This window comes from Candidatus Brocadia sp., from assembly GCA_021646415.1.
Lineage (GTDB): Bacteria > Planctomycetota > Brocadiia > Brocadiales > Brocadiaceae > Brocadia.
The window spans coordinates 1-24,449 of record SOEU01000028.1; the positions used below are offsets into that span (position 1 = coordinate 1).

The following is a 24,449-nucleotide window of genomic DNA, read 5'->3' on the forward strand; positions in this document are numbered from 1 at the left end:
CACTTATCATATTATTTCAGCTTGAAACAACTCGCTTTTGAAAAATAGTGCCTGCTAGGGTTTCTTTTTCAAACTTTTTTGTCAAAGAACAGTTTCATTTGGCACAGTCTGTTTGTTTGTCCGTGTTTAATTTGATGTTTAGGAATTTCAAAGCTGCGGTTGTAGAGCGACGAGGCTCGTCGCTCTCCAGATAAAAAGTCGCTGAAGGCCTAATTTGGTTTGTTGGTTTTAGCTTTACTCTACCCAACCTTGTTTAATGAACATACTTGAATAGGGTTTAGCCAAAACATGTTTTTTTAGCTGGTCACATAGGAGGAAAAGACCCTTGAGCAAATACCTTACAAAAAAAGAATTTATACAAAAGCTTGCAAATGAAAATTAACTGTTTGTGCACCTTGTGGGGTATGAATAAGTCTACCCTTGAGGACAACCTCAAGGTGATCAGGGATGCCGGGTTTGAAGGGGTTGAAATGATTGTTCCCGACGACCGCGCCGGGAGAAACAGGCTTGGCGTCCTGCTCAATGGGATTGGGCTGGATTTGGTTGCTCAGGTCAGGGCTGAAGGGGCAACCGCTGATGCACAAATAGAATCCCTGAAAAAGGGGTTAAGTGAAGCCACTGAGCTGAATCCCTTGCTTGTGAACGTCCATTGCGGCAAGGATTTCTGGCCTTTCAGGGAAAACAGAAAGGTGATTGCAAGCGCCCAAAGTTTTGCCGCAGAACGTGGGATAAAGGTGCTGCACGAAACGCATCGTGGCAGGGCGATCTTTTGTACGACGGCGACCATGGACATCATTGATGCTGTGCCGGAGATACGATTCACGGCTGATTTTTCACACTGGTGCTGCGTACACAATTCCCTGCTCCAGGAGCAGCAAGAGACCGTTAGCCGCGTCATTGAACGGGCCGATTACATTCATGCAAGGATCGGCTGTGCAATCTCTCCGCAGATTACTGATCCGAGGGCGCCGGAGTGGAATGATGCCGTTGAAGCGCATGTTCGGTGGTGGGAAAAGATAGCGGAACATCACCAAAAGAACCACGCAGCATATTTACCGATTTGTTCTGAGTTTGGTCCGCCTCCCTATATGGCTACCCTGCCCTTTACCGGAAAACCCATTGCCGATGCGTGGGAGATAAACTGCTACATGAAGGATATGCTCAAGGAGCGGTTAGGTCATTTCATGGAATCGTAAGGGTAAAAAATAGTATTGTAGGTTGGGCTGAGCGAGAGCGAAACCCAACGCTTACTTTACCGTAATAACCTGCAACAGAAAGATCAGTCTGAGCCGGGGTCACGCAGAAGAGTGCTCAAGAACAAGCTCGGTATAACAGGCAAGCGTGAAATGGACAAGCGAGAGAAAGCAGAACAAATACGAACCATTGAAGAGTTGACGAATATTTTTGGTGTTGACCATCGTTTCACCGCTTCAGACATGAAAAGGAGAAAACAATGATAAGTCAATCAGACCAACCTTCAAGGCTGGCCGGTTTTGTAGATGTTTTTCCTTTATTTACTTCAGCTTATTGATTTTTATATTATCGGTAGCAAAAAGAAAAACGTGGACACTGCTTTACCATCCTACTCATGGATGGGGAGAAGATGGGATGCCTGTCATAGTGTATGGCACCCAGCCATCTCCGGAACAACTTGAAGAAAAGCTGCGGTAAAAAGCTAATTTTTTGCTATGAAAAGAACTATCATACACATAGACATGAACGCCTTCTTTGCCTCGGTGGAACAGCAGATCAACCCGGCACTCAGGGGAAAACCCATCGCAGTAATTGGCTCCAATGAGAGGACGGTGGTTACCACGGCTTCCTATGAAGCACGGGCCTACGGGGTCAAAACCGGCATGACCAAATACGAGGCCAAACGGTTGTGTCCCCATATTATCCTTGTCGCGGGCGACACGGGGCGTTATGCGGACACCTGTCGACGGCTTGTCGAGATATACCGGCAATACACCCCTGTTGTTGAGGTGTATTCCATTGACGAGGCATTTCTGGATATTACCGGTTCTATTCCCCTCTTTGGCAGTGCCGGGAACATCGCCAGAAATATTAAAAGGGATATTCATCAAAGACTCGGAAGACTGACCTGTTCTATCGGCATCGCCCACAATAAGCTTCTGGCAAAGCTGGGCAGCGATATGAAAAAACCGGATGGACTCGTTATTATACGGCAAGAAGATGTTGATACATTATTGGAACACTTGCCGGCAAAGGAACTCTGTGGCATAGGTCCCAGCCTTGAAAAGCGCCTGTCTGCCATGGGAATTAGAACCTGTGGCGAACTGAGGAGGGCATCTATACACGTGTTAAGAAACCAATTCGGCGTAATCGGGGAACGGTTGAAGCTCATGGCTCATGGCATAGATGACAGCCCTGTTATACCCATGGAACAGGAACCCGACGCAAAATCAGTTGGACACAGCATGACTCTCGACAGGGATGTGAGCGACATGGAAACTTTGGAACGGCATATCCTTCATTTATCTGAAATGGTGGGACGGCGGTTGCGTCGAGGAGGATATACAGGAAGGACAGTTGCCCTTACGCTTCGTTACACCAACTTCGATACCTTTACCAGGCGTAGTTCTGCAAAATCTTCTTTGAATAACAGCATAGACATCTACATGGTTGTTAAAGATATACTAGGGACAATACGACTCCAACAGCCCATCAGACTGGTAGGTGTTAGCGTTTGTAATCTTACCAGGAACATTGCCCAGATTCCGCTCTTCCCCAATGACAGGGCAAGACAGAAGGCAACACGCGTCATGGACGAGATCAATGACCGGTACGGTGATTTTTTTATTACCTGGGGTACATTAATTGAACGATATCATCATAAGGGTGTTATTTCTCCGTCTTGGCGACCTGGTGGTATTAAATGTGTTAATCCTTCTCCACAGAAAACGAAAAAACAAAAGCGTACCAGATAAGAACATAGGGAAAATGTATGCAGGAAGAAAACAAAACATGGGGATAAAGAGAAAAATTCCCTATTCCTTGAAAATCATATTAAAGAATTTTTGCAATTCCTCCCACGATTTCCTGTCAGCCTCAGCATTGTATGCCACGGGCAGGTTGAATTTCTTTGCATAGGTATCCGCATCGGGATTTGTGAAGCTGTGGATGACTCCGGGATAGGAGATAAACTGAAAATCGGCCCCGGCCGTCTTCATCTCCTGCTTGAACGCCTCAATCTGCTCCCGCGTAATGAACTTATCATCGGCACCGTGGAGTGCCAGGATCTTTGCCTTGACATTACCCGGTTGTGCCGGCTTTATCGCAGTCAAGCTTCCATGGAAACTGACAACACCCTTCATATCGATACCTTGACGTGCCATATTAAGCACGATTGCACCACCGAAGCAATATCCGATAGCGGCAATGCGATTGGGGTCAACATTTGGCATCTGTTTCAGAAAGTCCAGCGCAGCCATGAAGCGATCCCTGGCAATATCAAAGTTCTTCATAAGCTCCGATGAGAACTTTCCTGCCTCATCAGGATGCATCGCCTGCCTGCCATCTCCGTACATGTCCACAGCAAGGGCCGCATACCCCAGTTCAGCAAGCATCCGTGCGCGTCTTCTGGCATATTCGTTATGCCCCCACCATTCATGAACAACCAGCACCCCCGGACGTTTCCCTTTTATGTTCACGTCATAGGACAGGTAACCTTTCATCACGACACCCCGGGAGCTATAGTCAACATCCTTTCCCTGGACGTTCCCGCCCGCTGAAACCTGCCCGGCAACCACTAATATCAGTGCGATAACGAACAGACTTACTAAGATCCGGTCCATAGCATCCTCCTTCTATAAAAATATTTTTACATCCATGACAAAAATAGTGTATGGAAGGAAGGTGAAATGGGGGAGAAAAGAGGAATTTTTTCCCATGCTCCCTTTTCACCTTTTTACACTTTTTCCTGACTTACACATGAAGTTCTATAAAGTCAATAGTATCTCTGTCATAAACGCCCAACCCCTTTTTCCCTGCTGTAGCTATATGCCTGGCCTTGTGAAATACTGCCGGATAATTGTTTTCCTTACGTTTCCTGTCTATGATTTCAAGCCCTATCCTGTCGATTGCTACCGGGTCGGTCCCAAAAAAGAGCCGTTCTTCATTCCACATAGTCCATGTCTTCATACTCGCAGGGCCACCCTCAAAACATGCCTGCAATGCATCAACGATATGCAAACGCACCTTATCTCTGAGTACAGGGTGCGCGCAGACCTCTGCTGAGGCAGGGTCACAGAAATATGGAGACGGATGGAATCTCTGGGTATTATTGATGGCACCAAAGGCCAGATTTTTGAGGCATAGGGTCACTCCCGCAATTCCGTGATCCTTCATAACCGGTACATTAATAATGGCCGTAATATGCTGGGTAACAATGGCGCTAAAGAGCGATCGTGCCCCATCGTCCTGGCGCAAGGTATAGTCGTCATCCAGTGATTCATAATATATTTTTTTATCATATCCGGCCGTTGGCTCAGTGCCATAACAACGAACCCCGCTGCTTCCCTGATTCAAGGGGAAACCGGCTGTAATCAGATGGTAACTAAAACGGTCCCAGATAATGATATTGTTATCCTTTACACCAGCGGCTTTTAGGCCCATAATGATTGCGTTGACCACTTCAGGCCGTGTGGAGAGTTTTACCCCACCGATAGGATTGATCTTAATACCCACAACATCATCGGGGGTAAAGAACGTCCGCCACGCATCAGCAACCGTTTTTCTGCCGGTAAGGGTAAACATCCCCTCGTTCATCATCCTCTGGACAACTTCAGGTGCAGGTTTTCCTTTGCTCATAATTCCACTGCTTTTTACTGCGATTACCCGGCCTTTTTCAAGCGCGGAAGGTTGATTATCTGCCCCAATTGCCCATTGCTGCAAACTCTCAAAACTCCCGATCCCCAGCCCAAGCCCAACGGTGCCAAGGGCAGAATGTTTCAAAAAATTTCTGCGTGAGAGATGATAATCCTTTGTATCCATCGTTTTTTTCCTCCTTAAAAAACGAACCGTCTGAATTTTTTATCGATTTTAGCCCAAAAAAACCGCTTGTCAAAGTATTTTAAGACAATTTTTAGTGCCTACAAGGAATTTCACTGTTACAATCTTTCGGTCACTCATCAATTTCGCCGCAATGTCATCTCAGCGAAGTAGAGAAATCGGATTTATGATGGTAACATCAGGACAAATCTTTCTTGTTGACAAACAACCTTTCTCTGATATTGTCATGTTACGAACGGTAATTAATCTGGCAATACTCTCAAGAAAAGGAGGAAAACCATGCATAAGATGTTTAGGACATTTTTACTCATACAATTTATTGCAGCACTTATGGCTTTTGGCTATACGGTAGACACGGCATATGCCGGGAAAGGGATCCAGGAAGGAGTCATCAAATTAAAACGTCCGCAGGTACGGACACCGGAAGATATGGAGGCAACCGAAGCTGCCCTACGGGATGCTGGCAAGATGCCTGTCGTACCCAGGATACCTTTCAGGCCGACAATGAGCGAGATTGATTACAAGACAGCAAAGGCCGCTGCAGCGGCGGAAGCTGGGATTGGCAACCCAGATGTAGAATCCCCAAAAGTACCGCTTGCCCCACCAAATTTAAAAGGAGTCAACATAGATGGTGTTAATCAAATTGAGGCAGGTGGCGCACGTCCACCCGACACTCATGGTGCCGTTGGCCTTGACCACTTCGTAGAGGTAACCAATTCTCATGTCGATATCTATCAAAAGAGTGACGGCGCCCGAGTAAAGAGCGTTTCGCTGGCAAGCTTTTTCGGATACACCAATCAGACCTTATTTGACCCACGGTGTGTCTATGATAGCACTGAAGACCGCTGGATCATATCAGCGGAGGCATTCCAGGAGTCAGCCACCGTACAGCGCCACTTCGTTGCTGTCTCCGTAACCTCGGACCCGCTGGGATCGTTTTATATTTATAACGGCGACGTTAATTTTAAAAACAACAATGATTTCTGGGATTTTCCCCACCTTGGTCTCGACAGCAAAGCGATTATTATCACAGCGAACATCTTCGGGAGGATATCATACCGTGAAACCCGGATGGTTGTGGCAGATAAATCCCGGCTTTACAATGGTTTGAGCGCCCGACTGAAGCTTTTCACCGGTCTTGAAGGCACCCTTGCGCCTCCTATTGTACTGGACAATAACGATAAGACATTCCTGGTCGCAGCGACTTCGAGTGGCGTAATAACAAAGTATACCTTGACATATCCGGGCGGCATTCCCACTCTGGCTTCATCTGCCATAACTGTACCTGCATACAGCGTACCACCAAGTGCGAAGCAGCCAGGCACCACCGAGACACTTGATACGAGCGACTTGCGCTTCGTCAATGCAAGCACGCAGATTGGCGATTCGCTCTGGCAGGTTCACACGATAAACGTAAATGGTTTACCAAAACCGAGATTCTATGAATTCAATACCGCAACGGATACGGTCATCCAGAGTGGCATCATTTCTGCATCCACCACATCAAACGACTGGAATGCATCGATTGCAGCAAACACCAATAATGATGTGTATGTAACGTGGTCATCTACCGACCCAAATGCCGGTATAAACGCACAGGTCAGATTTTCGGGGCGACTGCACACTGACCCCATTAACACCATTTCAAGCGGCAACGTATTGTCCACCAGTTCCACTTTCTATGACCCTTCTACCGATAATCCGGAGCGGTGGGGTGATTACTCAGCCGTAACCGTAGATCCTGAAGACCCAATGAGAGCATGGATTGTAAACGAAAAGATCAACAGGTCTGTCGTGTGGGGCAGCCGCATTGGCGAAATCGGCTTCTAAGCAACATTTGCAGGACGACAACAGTTGGAGGTTTCTGTTGAGAAATTCAATTCGCTCCTTAAATTGCAGTGGAAGTTGAATCATGAAAAAGGTACTGTCATTTGTTTTAATGTCCCTTCTCATTGCAGGTTGCGCTAATGACCGTGGGAAGAAGGTACCGATTGTACCTGTACTGGATAAATGACATAAAGAAATGCATTCAATTCCCTTCCATGCAGGGCTCTTTATTGAACCTTCGCTTCGTCATTTTAGTCAGGAAGAATGGCAGACAAGTATGATTGCGGGAATACACCATTACATAATTTCCAATAGGGGAACCCCTGGCTAAATGCATAGAAGAAATGACAAAGATGGTTTTTAGCAAGGTTGCCATCCTTAATGAGTTACCAAGCCGTGAATTGATTGAAAAAATAGGATTGGAAGCGGTGTTGATTGCCCGGTTGAAGGAGTCAAAGCTGGACCTGATTGTTGAAGATTCAGTTTGGCGAGCCATTGGGAAACATTATCTATCAATCCGGGCATCTTTGTTAGATAAAAATCTCAATACGCTGTTTGAAGATGAGTTAGTTGCGGAGGGAAAGAATCTGGACTTGATTGATTTCGAAACGGAAGGAGGATGGTGGAAAACTGCCGGACCCAAATATGGTCCTGCCGTTGAAGATCCCATAGAAAAGATTGTCTTTAAACTTGCACAAAGATTGATTGCATCCGGGGAACAAATGGAAACGGATATTCCATGAAAAATATTCAAAATTATTTTGACAGTTACAGAAAGTTTTATTACATTGTGGGTATGAAAACACACATTTCAACAACTAAAAATTATTTGTACGATCTGTTAAAAAAGAAGTACCACACCTCTGAAGTTATCCGTGCCCAAATAGTCGAAATACAGGAAAAAATAAGAGAGCGGGTGGTTAAAGAACCACGGAAATCTTTTGCCGTTAGATTTAAAGGGCAGGTCATTGGCACTTCTTTTGAGAAAACCCTTAAAATTATTTCAAAACGCCTTTTTATTAAAGGCGAACTCGACAGTATCAATACCTTTAAAGAACAAGGGCTTGTAGAAGCGAATATGATTGCAACCCTTCCAGAGGTTGAGTCACTTATTCAATACCTTTCAAAACCTCACATTGTGCTGCACTGTAAAACGGGAATTTCAAAGGGTGCAAGCAATTTATTGATTATTGACGAAGCAGAACAAAACCAACTTGATGATTTCACGCCGGACTATACTCACCGCAACTACATTACCCACGCAGAATCTCATGAGAAATATACAGGAAGGCTGGGTGATTATTTAATTTTAAACGGACTACCCTTAACTTCAGAAAAAATCGGCAGGGAACTCAGATTCAATAAAATTGAAACGAAGAACAAGGTCTTTACGACTACGGGATTGAAAGAGATTTATTTAAACCTCCATTTTATTTCATTGATCCTTAAGTTAGATTTAGAGCAACATTATTTGAAATTAAGAATCTTTAATTCGCAAGAAAATGACATAAAAATGGTTGAAGAAAAGATTGACGATTTAGGTTTCTTCGCAGACATTTTTAATCACATGGCCTCAAGGGACAATCCATTATTGTCTAATGAAAGTTTATTCTTAGATTTAATAAGGCTCCAGCATATCATAGAAAAGAATAACTGGAAGGCTATTCCGGCTTATACAGGGTATATCTACTCAGCAGCGAACAGACTCAATGATCAATTTAAACTTCTGGAAGAATACAACCTCTTTTTAACCTATGCAAACTGCATTGAGAAGTTTATTGCCAAGTTAACGAAAAAATTATCAAAACACAAATCAGATATTCACAGCGAGCAGGAAAATTTAACAGCAAATTATAATGAACTGAAGAAGCTTCAAATAGTTTCGAATCATCCGTTGCTGCAACGTGATTACCAGGAACTATTGAATTCCTTTAGCAAACTGCTTGCATACCTGGGTTTTCTGGGGATACGAGATACGAAAACCGAAACTGCTGGCAGCACACAGAATGTGGTTGATCTTGCAGGAAAGTCCTCAATAAAATTTGGTACACTTGTCAAAAAATGTATTGAGTCAATTTTTTCTGTAACAATCGAGATCTCCACAAAGCCAGTTTTTCGGCAGGATCAAGTTTTGAAAGCAAGACAGGAAGAGGACGTTCAAAAACTCATATTTAAATTTAATGAAAATTTGGAAAGGCTATCAAAGTTAAAGACTGTTAGCGGCAGGGAGGCCTTCTTAGAAGCGAGAAAGTGCGTGCCCCTGCTGACAAATTTGTCTGATATCCTTGACCAACTCAAGGAATTAATTAAGACAGTTGAGAGAAAAAGAGATATACAGGATCCATTTGATGCTATTTTTGTTAGGTCAAACAAATTCGAAACCCTTTATAAAGAACTTAGTGACTGGGGAATGTTAGAGACTTCAAAAGAAGAAGAATCCGTCCGGAAAATACTTAAGGGCCTGCAAAAACTTCTGTTTGATAAGCCGTTAAAGGAAAACGCTTATCAGGAAATTATAAACAAGATTTATTCTCTGGAGGATTTTATTATAAGCAAAAATAAATCTGCCACCACAATTATATTGAAGCTAAATCAAAATCCTGTTTTTAGAACTGTTATGGATATCAAAACAGGTCTTCAAAATATTATTGAAAAAGGCGCCCAAATCAGAAAAATCGATACCTTTAAAAATGAAGCGAAGTTTTTTTCATATAGCGCAAAGGACTTAGAGGATTTTTTAGCCCAGATCGTCAGATTCCACGAAGAACTGAAAGATACCTGTTATTATAAAAATATATCAGCGTTTGAAGACATCGAAAAAAAGTTTGATCGCTTAATTGATGAGGTTAAAGGCATTGATGACCGTATTTCATCACATACCAGAGATAAAGATCAGAAGATATCCAAGGAACCGGATATTTATATTGACTATTTAAAAAGTTCTCAATTAGCGAGAAAAAATTTAGAAAAGGCGATTCTCCTCTTGCAAAACCAAATCGCTCAAATCGACGGATTTATGCACGATATTGAAAACAATTTGTACCGGCATTCTTTTATTCATTCGGGGGTAGCAACAAGTGTTCTTTTTGACCAAATAACCTATTTATTAAGCAATATCGATGTCAAGTTGATTGATATGCCTACATCGGCAGAGAATATGTTTAATGAAAGTGTCAGCACGATATTCCACTATCAGGTAGGCGAAACTTTCAAAGAACCAAAACAGGAAGACATTGACGTTTTAATGAAGGAAATTGACAAAAAAACGATTACCCGAGAATATCAACGTCAGGACAAGGCATCGCCTTATTTACATTTAAGTTAATCTCTCCCTCATCACCTTAACAATAATCACCTAAAGCGAACATAATACTTTGATAAGAAAGTGATACCAAAAAGTTCCGTAAATATACCATATGAGAAACTCCCCTTGGTCAATCGTGCTGCACCAAAAGCGTTGAGCCGAAGAAACAGGGCAGAAAATACCACAACAGCTGATAGCATTGCGCAGGATGCAAAAGATGCCGAAACAATTCTTAAGCTTGCAGGGCTGAATGTAAATCAGTCTCTGAAAGTTCTCATGAATACCGACGAAAAGTATATGATCGAAACCCAACCTGACAACGAAGCGGTCCATTCCACACACACTCAAGATATCAGCAAGAGACAAAGAGGCATACGAAGACCACATTACACACGCCTTTTCGCATTTGACAATACTCTCGTATTTCAAGTCGCCTGTTGCTTGCCTTTAAAGATTATTGCTGCCAGCCTCGACGGCAATCCCGTTTGTGGAAGGATTCTGTACAATAGTTATTCAGAAGAAGGCGGTGGAAAATTAGTCTACGAGTTTCAGGGGCGAGGTGTTGAAATGATTATAGATCTCATGCGCGGAGAGAGCACAAGGGCACAACGACATATCTTTCGGGGGATAGGACAATAAGCAAAGCGAGCGGTTCAACTAATCACCATTCTCTGTAAACGAATAGCTACAATAAAAAAATTCCCCGGGAAGATAGAATCTCTCCCGGGGAATTTTTGATGAGACAGGACATTTGTACGGTTTTAAATCCATTCTTCGGATAAAATATTGCCTTCCAGCCCGACAACAACCTGTTTAACCGGTATCTTACGAGAAGCCTTTTCGGCACCTTCCTTGGCAATTTGGGCTAAACCAAAACAGCATGGGACCTGCATAATTATAACAGTCAAGGTGTTGATCTTTGCATCATCAATCAATGATTTAATCTTCTCGACATAGACTTCCTGATCTGAATCCAGTTTCGGACAGGCAATTCCAATACTTTTTCCTTTCAGATAATCTTTATGAAAATCACCGAGCGCAAAAGCCGTACAGTCTGCAGCCAGCAAAATATCTTTACCCTGAAAATAAGGTGCTTGCGGAGAAACTAAATGCATCTGTATTGGCCATTGTCTTAATTGAGAAGGGCGTTTCCCTGTTTCGCTACCCTCTTGACTCGTCTTTTCACTAAAATCGATTGTTCTTGATCCTGGACATCCACTCATTTTGTAACCTCCTGTAAAAATTTTTCTTCTAATTCAGCAATAAACTTTTCATACTTTCTTGGCAGTTCGTCACCTACTGAGGCGTCTGCGTCATTACACTTACGGAACATTTCACCGACTTGGGTCGTGGATAACTGCCGATCAATCCACGGATAAAGAATTTCATCCTCTTTTTTGATGTGTTGCGTTAATAAATCCCTGTAACCAAGGATATGTTCCTTGATCTGAGTTTTATTTCCTTTTTCAGCACCCTCAACAACCTTCCTGATATGACCCCTTCCCGTATCATGGTCTTTATACATGATCTGGATTATCTCCGCATTTTCGTCGACGTATTTAAACAATATATCTTCTTCCTTCATATGATGATATTTGTCAGCATACGTGCGAATAAAATCAACACAGTTCAAAATCAGTTCTTTATCCACAACAATACTGCTCTCGATATAATCAACAATTACCGGAATTAAAGTCAGGAGCCGTTCGATCAATACATGTTCATCAACGAGCTTTTTGACAGGCGGAGAATAGCTGATTTTTTTCGGGGCTGATTTTTTGGTCGTATCCACCACAGGTTTGGGAACATTCCTATCCGGATAAATAGCTTTTTCTATTCGGTACATCAGAGTAGCTTCTTGTTCCGGATCGAGATTGTGGATCCCGACGATATCCTTCAGAAGACAACTCCCGACCGAACAGGGGACGCAGCCAATCCCATATTCATCCAGAATACGACCGACTTCCGGACAGGCTTCGATGATATTCTTTATTTCTTTGTTTAGCACATTGTCCAAAAATACCCTCCTTTTATTGATGGTTTTCCGTTATTAATTAAAATTAAAGTCTTAATTTAGATGAAATTATAGCTAAAGAATATTATTTATGTCAAGCTATAATCTTTGTTTCATCTTAGCATCAACCTCCTGAATAGATTTGATTTCGTACGTCTAAGCCCTCAATCTTTGCAGATTTGACAAACTTTTTCAGTACCAACCATTAACATACACTATTTATAGAAGTTTGTTGCCTCAGTTTCTTCAACTGGCCTCTTCAGGCAATCCTCAATCATATTAACTTTAAAGCGAACGTCTCCGGTAACTAATGCCTTCACGACGACTTTCCATGAGGCTTTTGCCTTTGATGCAAGGGTAGGCAATGGATCAAAGGTTACCGTCTTGCCATCAACGGAGACTGTTCCATTTGTAGGACCAGATGATGAAACATATTGCATTGTGTCCTCAAGCATGCAGACAACCTTTATATTAGTTCCTGTTTCGGAACCTTGATTGGTTACCGTAATTTCGTAAGTCAAGTTATCTCCAACCTCTATTGGGTCCTCTACATCGATTACCTCAAGAAGGATTGCAGCAATACCCAACACTTCAGTGGTTGCCGACGCTGACACTGGCGCTGCACAGACAGCCTTAACCGTAGCAATATTCTTTACTACACCCAGACCATTATCTTTTAAAGTCACACTAACTTTTCTTGAATCTCTCGGCTGCAAGGTTCCCAAATTCCATGTTACCGTGTTACCAGAAAATATACCTCCTTGACCAGCACTTATGAAAGTTGCATTTCCTGGTATTACATCTTCAATGGTTGCTGATGCGGCAGGTCCATCACCTTTATTGCTTACATCAATATTGTAAGTAATATTTCGTCCTGTATAAACCTTTTCTGGACCTCTTTTTTTGATGGTAAGTAACGGTTGTTTTACAATAGTTGTGACAGTATTAGATTCTGCACGCAATCCACCTTCAGCAACAACTGTTGCGGTATTACTGAACTTTCCTGTTTTGTCTGCCTTCACAGACAGGGCAATTTCTCTCGACTCCCCCGGCTTTAAAATACCAATTTCTTGAACTATATCACTTTTGCCATCCACCGTTCTTAATCCAGGGGCTAACGAATCTTTTACCTGCAAATTTTGCGCAACACCCGTACCCGTATTTGTTACCACCAGGCTCATTGGTATTGTATCACAAAGCAAAACCTCTTTAGGGGCACTCTTGGTGATGGTTAATTTTGGCTCCACGGCATTTGTTATATTACAAAGCGGCGGTAAGTTATATGCCACATCTGTACAAAACGGCATATCCCCGGTTTCTAAGGGTACACCGGTAATCCGTATTATTTTTGTTTCTGCCGGATTCAAGTCTCCTATAAACCATTTTGCCGTACCCTCTCTGATCTCCTTTTCCACCTTTGGTATAGAACCTCTTAGTTTATACTTGTGGGAAAAAGTCTCGGTTACTTCAACATTTTTTATTCTTTCACCAGTACGATTAGTAATTTTAATAGTATAATTAAACAGCTTATTAACCTGGATTTCAGCGGGCGCATCCTTTTCTATAGAAACAACTCCATACTCTTTCCTGCTTGTGGAAAATACTTTAGCTTCACCTGGTTCATAAACTGCTTTCGTCTCCCTGCGTTGATGCATGCTTTCATGTCTGTATCCTGGTTCATCTTCTACATGCCCGTGATAATACGGTGGTTTTTCATGCATAAAAGCACCTTCCTGATAACGGCAACCATACATGCAAGACGTGCCTATGAGAAACGAAAGTAAAAACGTATAACATCTTTTCCAATAACCCATACTTTACTCCTTTCGAAAGCACGTTGAACACCTATGAAAATAGAAACTCATACTTTTAGAAAAAAAGAAAGCCGGAGCGACAATAAAGCGCCCCGGCTTCCCCTAATAATTTACAGAATTTTGCAACTATTCATCATGGAGACTCAAAACTTCATTTCAGTTCAAACCATCCTGTCAGATAACTCAGCGGTTTGAATCAAGCACTTTACGCATAAACATTACTCGTAGAAGTTTGTAGCCTCAGTCTCTTCGACAGGTCTCGTCAGGCAATCCTCACTCATGGTAACTTTGAAACGAGCATCTCCTTCACTTAATGCCTTAACAACAACACTCCAGGTTGCTTTTTTCTTAGATGCAAGGGTCGGCAAAGATTCAAAGGTTATCGTTTTGCCATCCGCAGAGACTGTCGCATTTGTCGGTCCAGAAGAAGATATATATTGCATTGTGTCCTCTAACATGCAGGCAACTTTTACATTTGTACCCGTTTCAGAGCCCTGGTTGGTTACCGTGATTTCATATGTCACGTTACTACCAACCTCAATTGGATCCTCTATATCAACTACCTCAAGCAGAATTGCAGGTCTACCCAATACTTCGGTAGTTGCGGACGCAGAAACTGCATCAGCGCAGTTAGCCCTTGCCGTTGCCGTGTTTTTTACTACACCCATAGCTTTTGGAGTGAAAGTCACACGAACCTTCCTTGAATCCTGCGGCTGTAAAGCTCCCAAATTCCATGTAACTGTGCTACCCGACATCGTAGCTCCTTCTGTAGCACTTTTAACCGATGTGTTTGCAGGTACAGCGTCATCAATAATTGTTGCAGCCGCTACCCCGTCACCCTCATTCTTTACTTCAATATCATAACTAATATCGCGACCCATAAATACCTTATCAGGTCCAGTTTTTGCTATCGTAAGTACCGGCTGTTTTACCGTGGTTGTGGTTGTATTGGATTCTGCAGTCAAACCACCCTCTGCAACCACCGTCGCAGTATTGCTAAACGTACCCGTTTTTTCTGCCTGGACCGTTAATGTCACCTCTTTCGACTCTCCTTGGTTTAACGAGCCAACGTCTAACTCTACGTCAGTTCTACCATCTTGCGTCTTCAAACCTTCTGGCAGCGACTCCTGTATCTTAATATTGCTTACCATTCCGGAACCCGTATTGGTTACCACAAATGTCATCGGTATCATATCACAGAGCAAAACCTCAGATGGTGCACTTTTAGTGATAGCCACCTTCGGCTCCGTAATTACCGGATCCAGGCAAATTTCCGGCAATTTGTATGTTACATCAGTGCAAAATGGCATATTTCCGCTTTGTGTTGGAATACCGCATACATGAATTTCTTTTGTTTCCTCAGGCCCCAATTCTCCCAGGAACCATTTTGCCACGCCTCCACCGCTTCCGCTTCCCATTTCAGGATCAGAACTTTTTACATCAAAATTCTTTGGAAGGGTCTGAATGACCTCTACATCTTTCACTTTTCTTTTGGTAAGATTAGTGGCTTTTATTGTATAACAGTATTCCTGACCAACCCGCCCAGCGCATGGCGCCATTTTTTGCAGATAAATGACACTACAACAATCCTTGTTATTTGTGGGATACGCCCCATCTACAACACACATGTCACCTTTTGGTGGTTCTGGTTCATGCATATGCGTATGTCTTGGTGGTGGTTCATCTTCAACATGTCCGTGGTAGTGTGGCGGTTTCCCATCTCCCACACCAGATTCATATTTGAAAGCCCCGCACCCATACAGTGTAAATGCCATAACACCAGAAAAAAATAACAATTTATACTTCACATTCTTCCCTATCATCTAATCCTCCTTTTCTAAAATAAGGGTCTTACGGTCTCAGCACGAAAGCATCTCTTTATATTAAAGATGTGTTTTATTGGATGCACAGATTGTCTTTGTAGTTATTGATAAAAAAACCTTACTGCAAAAATATTTATTTAAACATCTTCGGCAGTAAGGCTGTCTTTCCTACCATACATCCCTGTAAGTATAAAGACCCTTTCCTTTTGCATCCCCTAACTGCTCGGGGTCTGCCTTTTCTTGATGTTATCTAAAATTTAGCATCAAAATCAAATTGACCCCTCCTGGTATCCTATAACATGAACAAATTGCATTCCTTTAACTCATTTAATGGTCAGAATGTTAAACAGCTTTTCGCTTTAGTCATTTGAGTAAGTTTGAATGCCTTGAATAAAAAAACATATAACTATTATAATTATAAATACTTATATTCATATACATGACTGAAAAATTACAGAGATTTTCAAAACAGGTTAGTATAAAAAATTTTTTTTTATATTTTGGGTTCTCTTTCATTTTTCCGAATTTGTCTAACACATTAGACAAATTATTTTATAATTTTAGATTCGTTTTTGGTTTTTTTATTTAAATAAGTCATTTTGTTAAAAACTGCACTGATTAATCGATACTGGAATCTTGTTCGGTAGAATACACGTGGTAGTCTGTCTTATTGTCCTGACTCTTATTTACTGGACAAAAAAAGCCTTACAACCAAAAATGTTTCTTTTCGGCAGCAAGGCTATCTTTGTTGTTCTAGCTTCCCGTGATGGGTAATGTCCCTTTACTTCACGCCACCTGAGTACTCAGGGTTTGCCTTTTTGCTATTGCTAATTAACAAAAAATGTTTAGATTGTCAATAAAATTATTTTCAAAGAAATCTATCGCCTCAGGAAATAATAGAGTTGACCGAAGGTATTCAAATTCCCGGCCTCATACATGGCCTGGTCTCCAATCCCAAAATACACATCGGCCCTGGCTGGGGTTTGGATCGCACTTCCCGTATCCTGATCCAGAACAAAGAACGACTTTCTTGCCTCGCTCTTCCCCTTTTTCCAGAACTTCCACGTCTTCTTTGCCTTCCTTGGTTCTATAACAGCAAAGGCCAATCCACCAGCAGGAAAGACTTTTTTATCAGTAGCGATACTCCTCATTGGGGTGACGGGTACTCCTATAGAACCATAAGGGGTAGCGTAATTGACTCTTTTGAAAAAGATAAAGCGATCATTTTTTCTAAGATAATAATCCAATTCATTGGGATGTTGTTCAAAGTAACTAATAAGCGTAGAAAGGGTTAATTCTTCTTCGGGAATTTTGCCATCCATAACCAACATACGTCCAATACTGTTATATTTGTGTCCCGAGTCTGCTCCGTATCCCACATAGACCATCTCCCCCGATGGTAATTTGATTTGTCCTGATCCCTGAACATGGATAAGATAAGCATCTAGTTTTGATTTCAGGTAGGCAATTTCATTCCCTTTTAAGAGGCCGCGTTCCTCAATTTCACGTCGTGTATAATAAGGTTTTTTAAAGTCAGATGGTATTTTATAAAGGGGGTAACGAAATTCTCCGGTTAACGTAAGACTTCCATCGTAAATAGGTGTCCCATAACCGGTAAAATGAACCTGACCCTCATAAGCTTTTCCAATAGCCTGAAAGACCCTGAAATTTTTACCAATAAAATCGTTGAGTTCCTCGGCGTCTCTGCAACGAAGGAAACCTTCTCGAAAGAATTTTAGGGTATCTTCCAGATTTTCATGTGAAAATCCTGTCATATAAAAACCATATGGATTAGCCTTAACCCTTTTAAAATAGTCAAGGCTGTTATCTATTGAACGCAACAAGGTGTCTCTGCTATAATCATCCTGAAATTTGGGAAGTTGTTTGGGGTCGGTAATCTCTACCAGTGTATCGCCGGATTCTCGAGGTACCAGGAGAGGTCTTTTCTTAAACATGGCACAGCCCGATCCCATTATAGCAATGAGAATTGCAGTTAGAAGAAAAACCGTACGGACATTCCTTTTTATTTCCATGTGAATCACACCCCCTTATCAAGAAAATTGCCCAAAAACCCAAATCTCAAACCATCACAAACTATACTATTCAGGCGGTATTTTATATTTCTCATCCCAGAGAATCAAAGGAAAAATGAGGAACATGAGAATTACATTCTTTAATTACTAAAAAACATTTAATTTGACAACCAGTTATTATTTAAAGTAAAATTTGACCCGTAGTAAAAAGCCTGCTCTTTTTGGTTAATGAAATTGATTACAGGTATTTCTCCCGCAAATATGTGGGCGTTAAAAGGGAATCCATATCTTGTTATTATGAAAACGAGATGAGGAGCGGACCCGCCGCTGTAACCGGGAACGAAAGTCACAATACCACTGGAAAAGCCGTTTAAACGGATTAAACTGTTCAAATGGCTTACTGGGAAGGGGTGACCAGTAGGATGATCCGGGAGCCAGAAGACCTGCCTGTAATTGCTTCACGTAGTCTTCGATGGTAAAGAAGGTGAAGGGTATTAATCGCAGATTTCGCAGATTACACAGACAAACGAGCAAATTCATTGTGCCAGTTGAACACACAGCAGAGGATGCTGAGATATTTAGAGAATAGCAAATAAAATCACCTTTAGTTTTTTCTCTGAGTTCTCCGCGCTGTGGCAAACTCCACAAAATAGTATCCGTGCCATCTGTGAAATCTAAGGTCTGGATGTTTTTCTAAAACCCGTGCCCTCCCTATCGGAGACATGGGTTTTTTTGTTTTTAGGAAAGGTGCAATGTCAAGGACACTACTATTCGTTACCTTCTTTTTTTTCACGTCATTTTTTGCATTAGAAAACGTAGTATACGCCATGCATATTACCGAAGGAATTTTACCCCCTAAATGGGTTTTTACGTGGTTTGCGGTATCACTGCCTTTTGTAGGGATTGGAACATATCATCTTAAACAAAAGAAAAGGAGAGTACCAAGTTTTCTGCCTATGGTGGGTATGCTTGGAGCAGCGGTATTTGTATTTTCCTGTTTTCCCATCCCAGTTATTGCCCTGAATGGAATGGCTACTTCCCATCCGTGTGGTACGGGTATGAGCGCTGTCTTGTTGGGCCCTTTTGTTAGTGTGTTGGTAGCAGCCATTGCCTTATTGATTCAAGCCTTGTTTCTCGCCCATGGCGGGCTAACTACGCTGGGTGGAAATATATTTTCTATGGGTATTCTGGGTTCGTTTTCTGGCTATTTTGCCTTTAAAATAGCACAACGATGCAGGTTGCCGCTATTTTGGAGCGGATTCCTTGCCGGTATGGTCTCTGATTTATTTACCTATCTGGGTACATCTCTTGAGTTAGGGCTGCTTGTGATAGGAAACGGCGGGTCATTCTTTAAAGCCACTGGAGAAATTTTTGCGGTGTTCATGATGACCTCACAAGGAATACTGTGTGTTGTTGAGGGAGTCGTAGTGGGATTTGTGCTGGTCTTTGTTTATAAACGGAGACCGGGTATTTTGCTGACCCTTGGAGTAATGAGAGATGATACAAAATCCATTCAGGCATAAGACAAATGTCTTCTTTATTGCTTTTCTGATTTCAGCCGTGCTCCCCACGGCATTGTTTGCCAAAGAACGTTCGGAGAATACTGATATGCCTGTAGCACAAACAAGTGAAGAAGGGGCATGGACCGGCATTGATGTAAGCATTGTGGGTAAATATGCGGCAAAGTATGGCCACCCACCCCGTGATCCTTATATCAATACCGACCAGGGTGATTTGCTCCTTTTTGTGTTTACCTTCGCCGGGGTAATTGGCGGGTTTGTTATTGGATTTAATGTACGAAGACTTTTTTATGAAAAATAGACAATAATTAAGCACCCTATGGAATTTTTCCATCACACATTTTCTGATATGTATGCCCGCCGGAACAACTGGCTAACAAGGATTGACGTAAGGGTAAAGCTGTTCTACGTCATTTCTCTGCTTGCAATAAATCTATTGGCAAAAAATATATGTATCCCGTCAGTTTTCCTTTCTGTATCTTTCATCCTGCTCCTTTCTATAAAAATTCCCCTTATAGCAATACTTCGAAGTATGCTTCTGCCGGTGTTGTTTTCACTGTTAATCCTGATTATAAAAGGTCTGCATGAGGGCCAAACAGCGTGGCTGTCCTTTTCAATTGCAGGATACAACATACTATTGAAAGAAGAAGGGCTGCAGAGCGGGCTTTATACCAGCAGCAAGGTACTGGGAGGTATTTCATTGGTAATGATATTTTCCTTTACAACAACAATAAGTCTGTTGTGTGCAGGTTTAAAATGGTTTCGCGTACCAAACACAATAGTCGAACTGCTGGCCTTTATCTATCGATATATCTTCCAGCTCTTAGATGAAGTATCTACGATGTGGACTGCACAAAAATCGCGTTTAGGCCATACCTCTTGGAAAAAAACAATAAAATCCCTGGGAATATTAGGCGGACTGCTTATCATCCGTGCCTTTGAAAGGGCAGAACGAACCTACGAAGCGATGTACGTCAGAGGTTACGAAGGCGGTGGCATATTGACGGTTAACCTATCACCATGGAATAAAAAAGATTATACACTCGCCATAGGAATGGTCCTTATTTTACCCCTGCTTGTCTATACAGGAAAGATGCAGATATGGTGATACTGCAAATAAAAAATGTTCAGTACCGGTATCATGACGGAACGCATGCGTTGCGTGGCGTTTGTTTGGATATCCCAAAAGGGGAATTCTTAGCCATACTCGGTCCAAATGGATCCGGTAAAACAACGCTGTTAAAACACCTCAACGGTTTACTAAAACCAATGGGAGGGGAACTCTTATTAGAACAAAAGCCTCTGGTTCAATATTCATCGAAAGAGATATTCCAGAGGGTGGGGATTGTATTCCAGGACCCAAACGATCAGCTGTTTGCCCCATCTGTATGGGAGGATGTGGCCTTCGGGCCTATGAATCTGGGGTTGTCAAAGAATGAGATTACACATCGGGTAGATGAGGCATTGTCATTGGTGGGTATGAAACCTTATGCAAGTAAAACTGTAGATGCCCTGAGTTTTGGGCAAAGGAAGCGGATTTGTATTGCAGGAGTCCTGGCAATGAGACCCGAAGTGCTTGTTTTGGATGAGCCTACCTGTGGTCTTGACCCTGCCGGCGTTACTTCCCTTATGGTATTGCTAAAAGAACTCAACAGCAAGCATGGCATTACTATTATCATGGCGACAAATTCCATTGATTTAGTGCCAGTTTACATGGACCGTTTGGCAATTATGTACCATGGTAATATACTCAGAACAGGCACCCCTGAAGATGTATTTTCAAATGCGATGGAAATAAAACATGCTTGTTTAGAACTTCCGCAGATTGCCCAGCTAATGCAACAACTCAGGGATGAAGATAACTTCCCCATGGATACTTTGCCTCTTACTGTTGGAGAAGCAAGAAAATTTTTGATATCCAGGCGGAATGGGATGCATTTTTTAACGAAAAACCATGTTTAAAGATCACGGCGGAAATATAAAGCATACTATTCGTCAATTGCCTTGCAGTGTTAACAAACAGAGTGGAAGCAATGGGATACTCGACTTTAGTGCAAGCATTAATCCTCTGGGATACCCAGAAAACGTCCGAAACATCATCTGGAAGAATTTCGACGATATTTTGCATTATCCTGACATTGATTGTTCCAGCCTGAGGAAATATATTACCCAAAAAATCAGGCATTCAGAAGACGAAATCATTGTAGGAAATGGCTCAACAGAGTTGTTTTATTTAATCCCCCGCGCACTAAAACCAGCAAAAGGGATTATTTTTCAGCCTACCTTTAGCGAATTTGCTGAAGCATTGAAATGCAGCCACGCGGAGGTATTTCATACTATGCTGAAGATGGAAGAAGATTTTTGTTTTACCTATCGAGAAGACCATTTTGATAACAAAAAAGCAGAGATGGTTTTTCTGTGTAACCCCAACAACCCTACAGGGCAACTGGTAGAAAAGTCTGTCATAGTAAATATGGCAAGGCAACATCCTGATATAACGTTCGTTGTGGATGAAGCATTCATGGATTTTGTTGATACACCAGAAAGATACAGTGTTATCAATAATGCTGGTACAGTGCGTAATTTAATTGTAGTCAGGTCACTTACAAAATTTTATGGTTTCCCCGGCTTGAGGATAGGATATCTTGTTGCCAATCTGGATTTAGTAAAAAAAATGACGGAATACAAGGAACCGTGGTCCGTGAATACTTTAGCCCAATATGCTGCAAGGGCTGCTATAGAAGACGAAGAATTTATTTCAAGAAGCAGAGAATTTATGCTACAGGAGCGATTGTATTTATTCAAAGAATTATCCGATATTCATGGGCTTTTGCCCTACAAACCAACGGTCAATTATATCTTTATCAAAATAAATAGAGACGATATGACTTCTCCTTTGCTACGTGAACAACTATTGGAGTATGGTATCGCCATTCGCGATTGTTCAAATTTTATAGGGCTTAATAATAAGTATTTTCGAGTAGCGGTAAGGACAAGGGACGAGAATATGCGGCTTATTGCTGCATTAAAAAGCATAATTGATCTGCGCACTAACACATTTTAACAGCAAATAGTAAGCAGCAAACAGTAGGCAGTTGACAAAAAGACAATAAGTTTTTATTGCCTACTGTTTACTGTCAACTGCCTACTGAATCTTTTCGGATGTGGCTATGCTTTATTATAAAATCGATTAGTGTAAAAATCTTTTTATTTATCTGTGTAATCTGTGAAATCTGCGGTTGCTGTTAACTCATGACAAATAAATCCATCATGATACAGGGTACGGGTTCGCATGTGGGCAAGAGTATTCTTGTATGTGCCCTGTGCCGTATTTTGAAACAAGACGGTTACCGTGTCGCACCGTTTAAAGCCCAGAATATGGCTTTAAATTCATTTGTGACAAAAGACGGAAAGGAAATGGGAAGGGCGCAGGTGGCGCAAGCAGAGGCAGCGGGAATTGAGCCTACGATAGAAATGAACCCCATACTTCTCAAACCTACAGGCGACTGTGGGTCGCAGGTCGTTATCATGGGTAAACCGATAGGAAACATGACGGCCAGGGAGTACTACCAGAAAAAGAGTGAATTCGTTTCAATCATAAAAGAAGCTTACCATAAATTAAAAAATCAATTCGATATTATTGTTATTGAAGGAGCAGGTAGTCCTGCTGAGATAAACCTGAAAGATGGTGATATCGTCAACATGGGTATGGCAGAAATGGCATCTGCTCCTGTGTTGCTAGTAACAGACATTGATCGTGGAGGCGCCTTTGCATGGCTTGTCGGGACGTTAGAATTGTTAACGGCAGATGAGAGAGACAGGATAAAAGGCGTTGTGTTTAATAAATTCCGGGGAGATAAAGGTATATTACAGTCAGGATTGGATATGCTGGAAAACCGTATCAAAAAACCTGTTCTCGGTGTTATTCCTTACATCCACAATATCAGCATCGATGACGAAGATTCCGTTTCGCTTGAGTATTTGGGTGATAATGACAGGAACAGAGTCAATAACGATTTAACAGAACAGCCTTGCCTTAACCAGGTACAAAATAGGGATCAGGGATCAGGGGTCTGGGGTCAGAATACAGGAGACAAGTACCTGACCCCTGACCGCCGATACCTGACCCCTTTTATAGATATTGTTGTAATCAAACTACCCCGTATATCAAACTTTACAGATTTCAATATCTTTACTCATGAAAAAGATGTGAGGGTGAGATTTGTGGATAAGGCCAAAAACATTGGCAAACCAGACTTGCTTGTTATTCCTGGTACAAAAAATACCGTAGGGGATTTAATGTTTTTGGGAAAAACGGATATTTCGAAAGAAATTATAAATTTGTCAAAACAGGAGATAATGATCATAGGTATTTGCGGTGGATACCAGATGCTGGGAAGGCGGATTAACGACCCTCACCATGTGGAATCATCAAGGGATAGCATTCCGGGTTTAGGTTTACTGGACACAGTCACTACCTTTGCCAGAGAAAAACAAACCTATCAGGTAAAAGCATGCATGCTTGGACATGAAAATTTGTTTCGCGTAGATGATGAGATAACGGGATATGAGATTCATATGGGAAAGACAGCGTATAACGGTCATAATTCTGTCATACCATTTGCAAGAATTACAGAACGGGCAGGGAAAATGGTGAATATACTGGATGGATGTATTTCAGCCGATGGCAATGTGGTGGGCACTTACATCCACGGCATCTTCGACAATGATTGCTTTCGCAGAAAGCTCATCGATTACCTGAAGGTAAAAAAGGGATTTAAACCATCAAATGGATGCAACTCGGATTTTAAAGCTATAAAGGAACGCAAATACAATGAATTGGCTAATATTGTGCGCGGGAACATGGACATGAACATGGTCTACAATATACTGAAATTATCCTGAACCGGACATTTAGAAAACTTAATGATGATTACGAGGCATATTTGATTTAACGTAACACTTTAGTTTTTTGAAAAACTATCAAGGCAAAGCCCTGTAGGGGCGAATGAAGATTATGGATACACAATCGTCTCAATCGTCCCTACGGGACTGTATTTCTATTTGATAAAAATACAGGCAA

General features: G+C 41.9%; 19 protein-coding genes and 1 riboswitch. Of the genes, 12 read left to right on the forward strand and 7 right to left on the reverse strand.

Annotation, left to right across the window (positions count from 1 at the left end):
• The first annotated feature begins 371 nt into the window (after positions 1-371).
• Entirely contained in the window at positions 372-1,196 is an 825-nt protein-coding gene (locus E3K36_15680; protein ID MCF6156634.1) for a sugar phosphate isomerase/epimerase, read from the forward strand.
• Positions 1,197-1,688: 492 nt separating this feature from the next.
• Positions 1,689-2,948, forward strand: coding sequence for a DNA polymerase IV (gene dinB, locus E3K36_15685; protein MCF6156635.1), 1,260 nt, complete (start codon positions 1,689-1,691; stop codon positions 2,946-2,948).
• A gap of 60 nt (positions 2,949-3,008) precedes the next feature.
• Here the strand turns inward: dinB and E3K36_15690 are convergent, their stop codons facing one another.
• Positions 3,009-3,815, reverse strand: a complete 807-nt coding sequence (locus tag E3K36_15690) for a dienelactone hydrolase family protein (GenBank protein ID MCF6156636.1) — start codon at positions 3,813-3,815, stop codon at positions 3,009-3,011.
• Between the two features lie 130 nt (positions 3,816-3,945).
• Positions 3,946-5,013 (reverse strand): DUF362 domain-containing protein, encoded by a 1,068-nt coding sequence (locus tag E3K36_15695; GenBank protein MCF6156637.1) that lies wholly within the window; start codon positions 5,011-5,013, stop codon positions 3,946-3,948.
• Positions 5,014-5,310: 297 nt separating this feature from the next.
• Here E3K36_15695 and E3K36_15700 point away from each other — a divergent pair, with 297 nt between their 5' ends.
• From E3K36_15700 to E3K36_15715, 4 genes are all read left to right on the forward strand, one after another.
• Entirely contained in the window at positions 5,311-6,861 is a 1,551-nt protein-coding gene (locus E3K36_15700) for a hypothetical protein (GenBank protein MCF6156638.1), read from the forward strand.
• 341 nt (positions 6,862-7,202) lie between these two features.
• Positions 7,203-7,601, forward strand: coding sequence for a hypothetical protein (locus E3K36_15705; protein MCF6156639.1), 399 nt, complete (start codon positions 7,203-7,205; stop codon positions 7,599-7,601).
• Complete coding sequence (locus E3K36_15710) at positions 7,598-10,183, forward strand: hypothetical protein (GenBank protein MCF6156640.1); 2,586 nt, start codon at positions 7,598-7,600, stop codon at positions 10,181-10,183. The genes E3K36_15705 and E3K36_15710 overlap by 4 nt, the downstream gene beginning before the upstream one ends.
• 105 nt (positions 10,184-10,288) lie before the next feature.
• Positions 10,289-10,801, forward strand: a complete 513-nt coding sequence (locus tag E3K36_15715; GenBank protein ID MCF6156641.1) for a hypothetical protein — start codon at positions 10,289-10,291, stop codon at positions 10,799-10,801.
• A gap of 122 nt (positions 10,802-10,923) precedes the next feature.
• Here E3K36_15715 and E3K36_15720 read toward each other — a convergent pair whose 3' ends face one another.
• The 5 genes from E3K36_15720 to E3K36_15740 form a co-directional block, all read right to left on the reverse strand.
• Positions 10,924-11,385 carry a 4Fe-4S ferredoxin gene (locus E3K36_15720; protein ID MCF6156642.1) on the reverse strand — a complete coding sequence of 154 codons (462 nt, stop codon included), beginning with the start codon at positions 11,383-11,385 and terminating at the stop codon, positions 10,924-10,926.
• Complete coding sequence (locus E3K36_15725; protein ID MCF6156643.1) at positions 11,382-12,179, reverse strand: hypothetical protein; 798 nt, start codon at positions 12,177-12,179, stop codon at positions 11,382-11,384. Before E3K36_15725 ends, E3K36_15720 begins: the two co-directional genes overlap by 4 nt.
• Before the next feature lie 212 nt (positions 12,180-12,391).
• Positions 12,392-13,990 carry a DUF11 domain-containing protein gene (locus E3K36_15730; GenBank protein MCF6156644.1) on the reverse strand — a complete coding sequence of 533 codons (1,599 nt, stop codon included), beginning with the start codon at positions 13,988-13,990 and terminating at the stop codon, positions 12,392-12,394.
• Positions 13,991-14,208: 218 nt separating this feature from the next.
• A complete protein-coding gene (locus E3K36_15735) occupies positions 14,209-15,813 on the reverse strand; it encodes a DUF11 domain-containing protein (protein MCF6156645.1) in 1,605 nt (534 codons plus the stop codon).
• Positions 15,814-16,691: 878 nt separating this feature from the next.
• Positions 16,692-17,846: a murein transglycosylase gene (locus tag E3K36_15740; protein ID MCF6156646.1), complete on the reverse strand. Its 1,155-nt coding sequence runs from the start codon at positions 17,844-17,846 to the stop codon at positions 16,692-16,694.
• Between the two features lie 225 nt (positions 17,847-18,071).
• A riboswitch (cobalamin riboswitch) is annotated at positions 18,072-18,312 on the forward strand.
• Between the two features lie 286 nt (positions 18,313-18,598).
• Here E3K36_15740 and E3K36_15745 point away from each other — a divergent pair.
• From E3K36_15745 to E3K36_15770, 6 genes are all read left to right on the forward strand, one after another.
• Positions 18,599-19,369, forward strand: coding sequence for an energy-coupling factor ABC transporter permease (locus tag E3K36_15745; GenBank protein ID MCF6156647.1), 771 nt, complete (start codon positions 18,599-18,601; stop codon positions 19,367-19,369).
• Positions 19,344-19,667 carry a hypothetical protein gene (locus E3K36_15750; GenBank protein MCF6156648.1) on the forward strand — a complete coding sequence of 108 codons (324 nt, stop codon included), beginning with the start codon at positions 19,344-19,346 and terminating at the stop codon, positions 19,665-19,667. The genes E3K36_15745 and E3K36_15750 overlap by 26 nt, the downstream gene beginning before the upstream one ends.
• Positions 19,668-19,685: 18 nt before the next feature.
• Positions 19,686-20,474, forward strand: coding sequence for a cobalt ECF transporter T component CbiQ (gene cbiQ / locus E3K36_15755; GenBank protein ID MCF6156649.1), 789 nt, complete (start codon positions 19,686-19,688; stop codon positions 20,472-20,474).
• Complete coding sequence (locus tag E3K36_15760) at positions 20,468-21,328, forward strand: ATP-binding cassette domain-containing protein (protein ID MCF6156650.1); 861 nt, start codon at positions 20,468-20,470, stop codon at positions 21,326-21,328. Before cbiQ ends, E3K36_15760 begins: the two co-directional genes overlap by 7 nt.
• Positions 21,321-22,430: a threonine-phosphate decarboxylase gene (locus E3K36_15765; protein MCF6156651.1), complete on the forward strand. Its 1,110-nt coding sequence runs from the start codon at positions 21,321-21,323 to the stop codon at positions 22,428-22,430. The genes E3K36_15760 and E3K36_15765 overlap by 8 nt, the downstream gene beginning before the upstream one ends.
• Before the next feature lie 188 nt (positions 22,431-22,618).
• Complete coding sequence (locus E3K36_15770) at positions 22,619-24,271, forward strand: cobyric acid synthase (GenBank protein ID MCF6156652.1); 1,653 nt, start codon at positions 22,619-22,621, stop codon at positions 24,269-24,271.
• Positions 24,272-24,449: the final 178 nt, after the last annotated feature.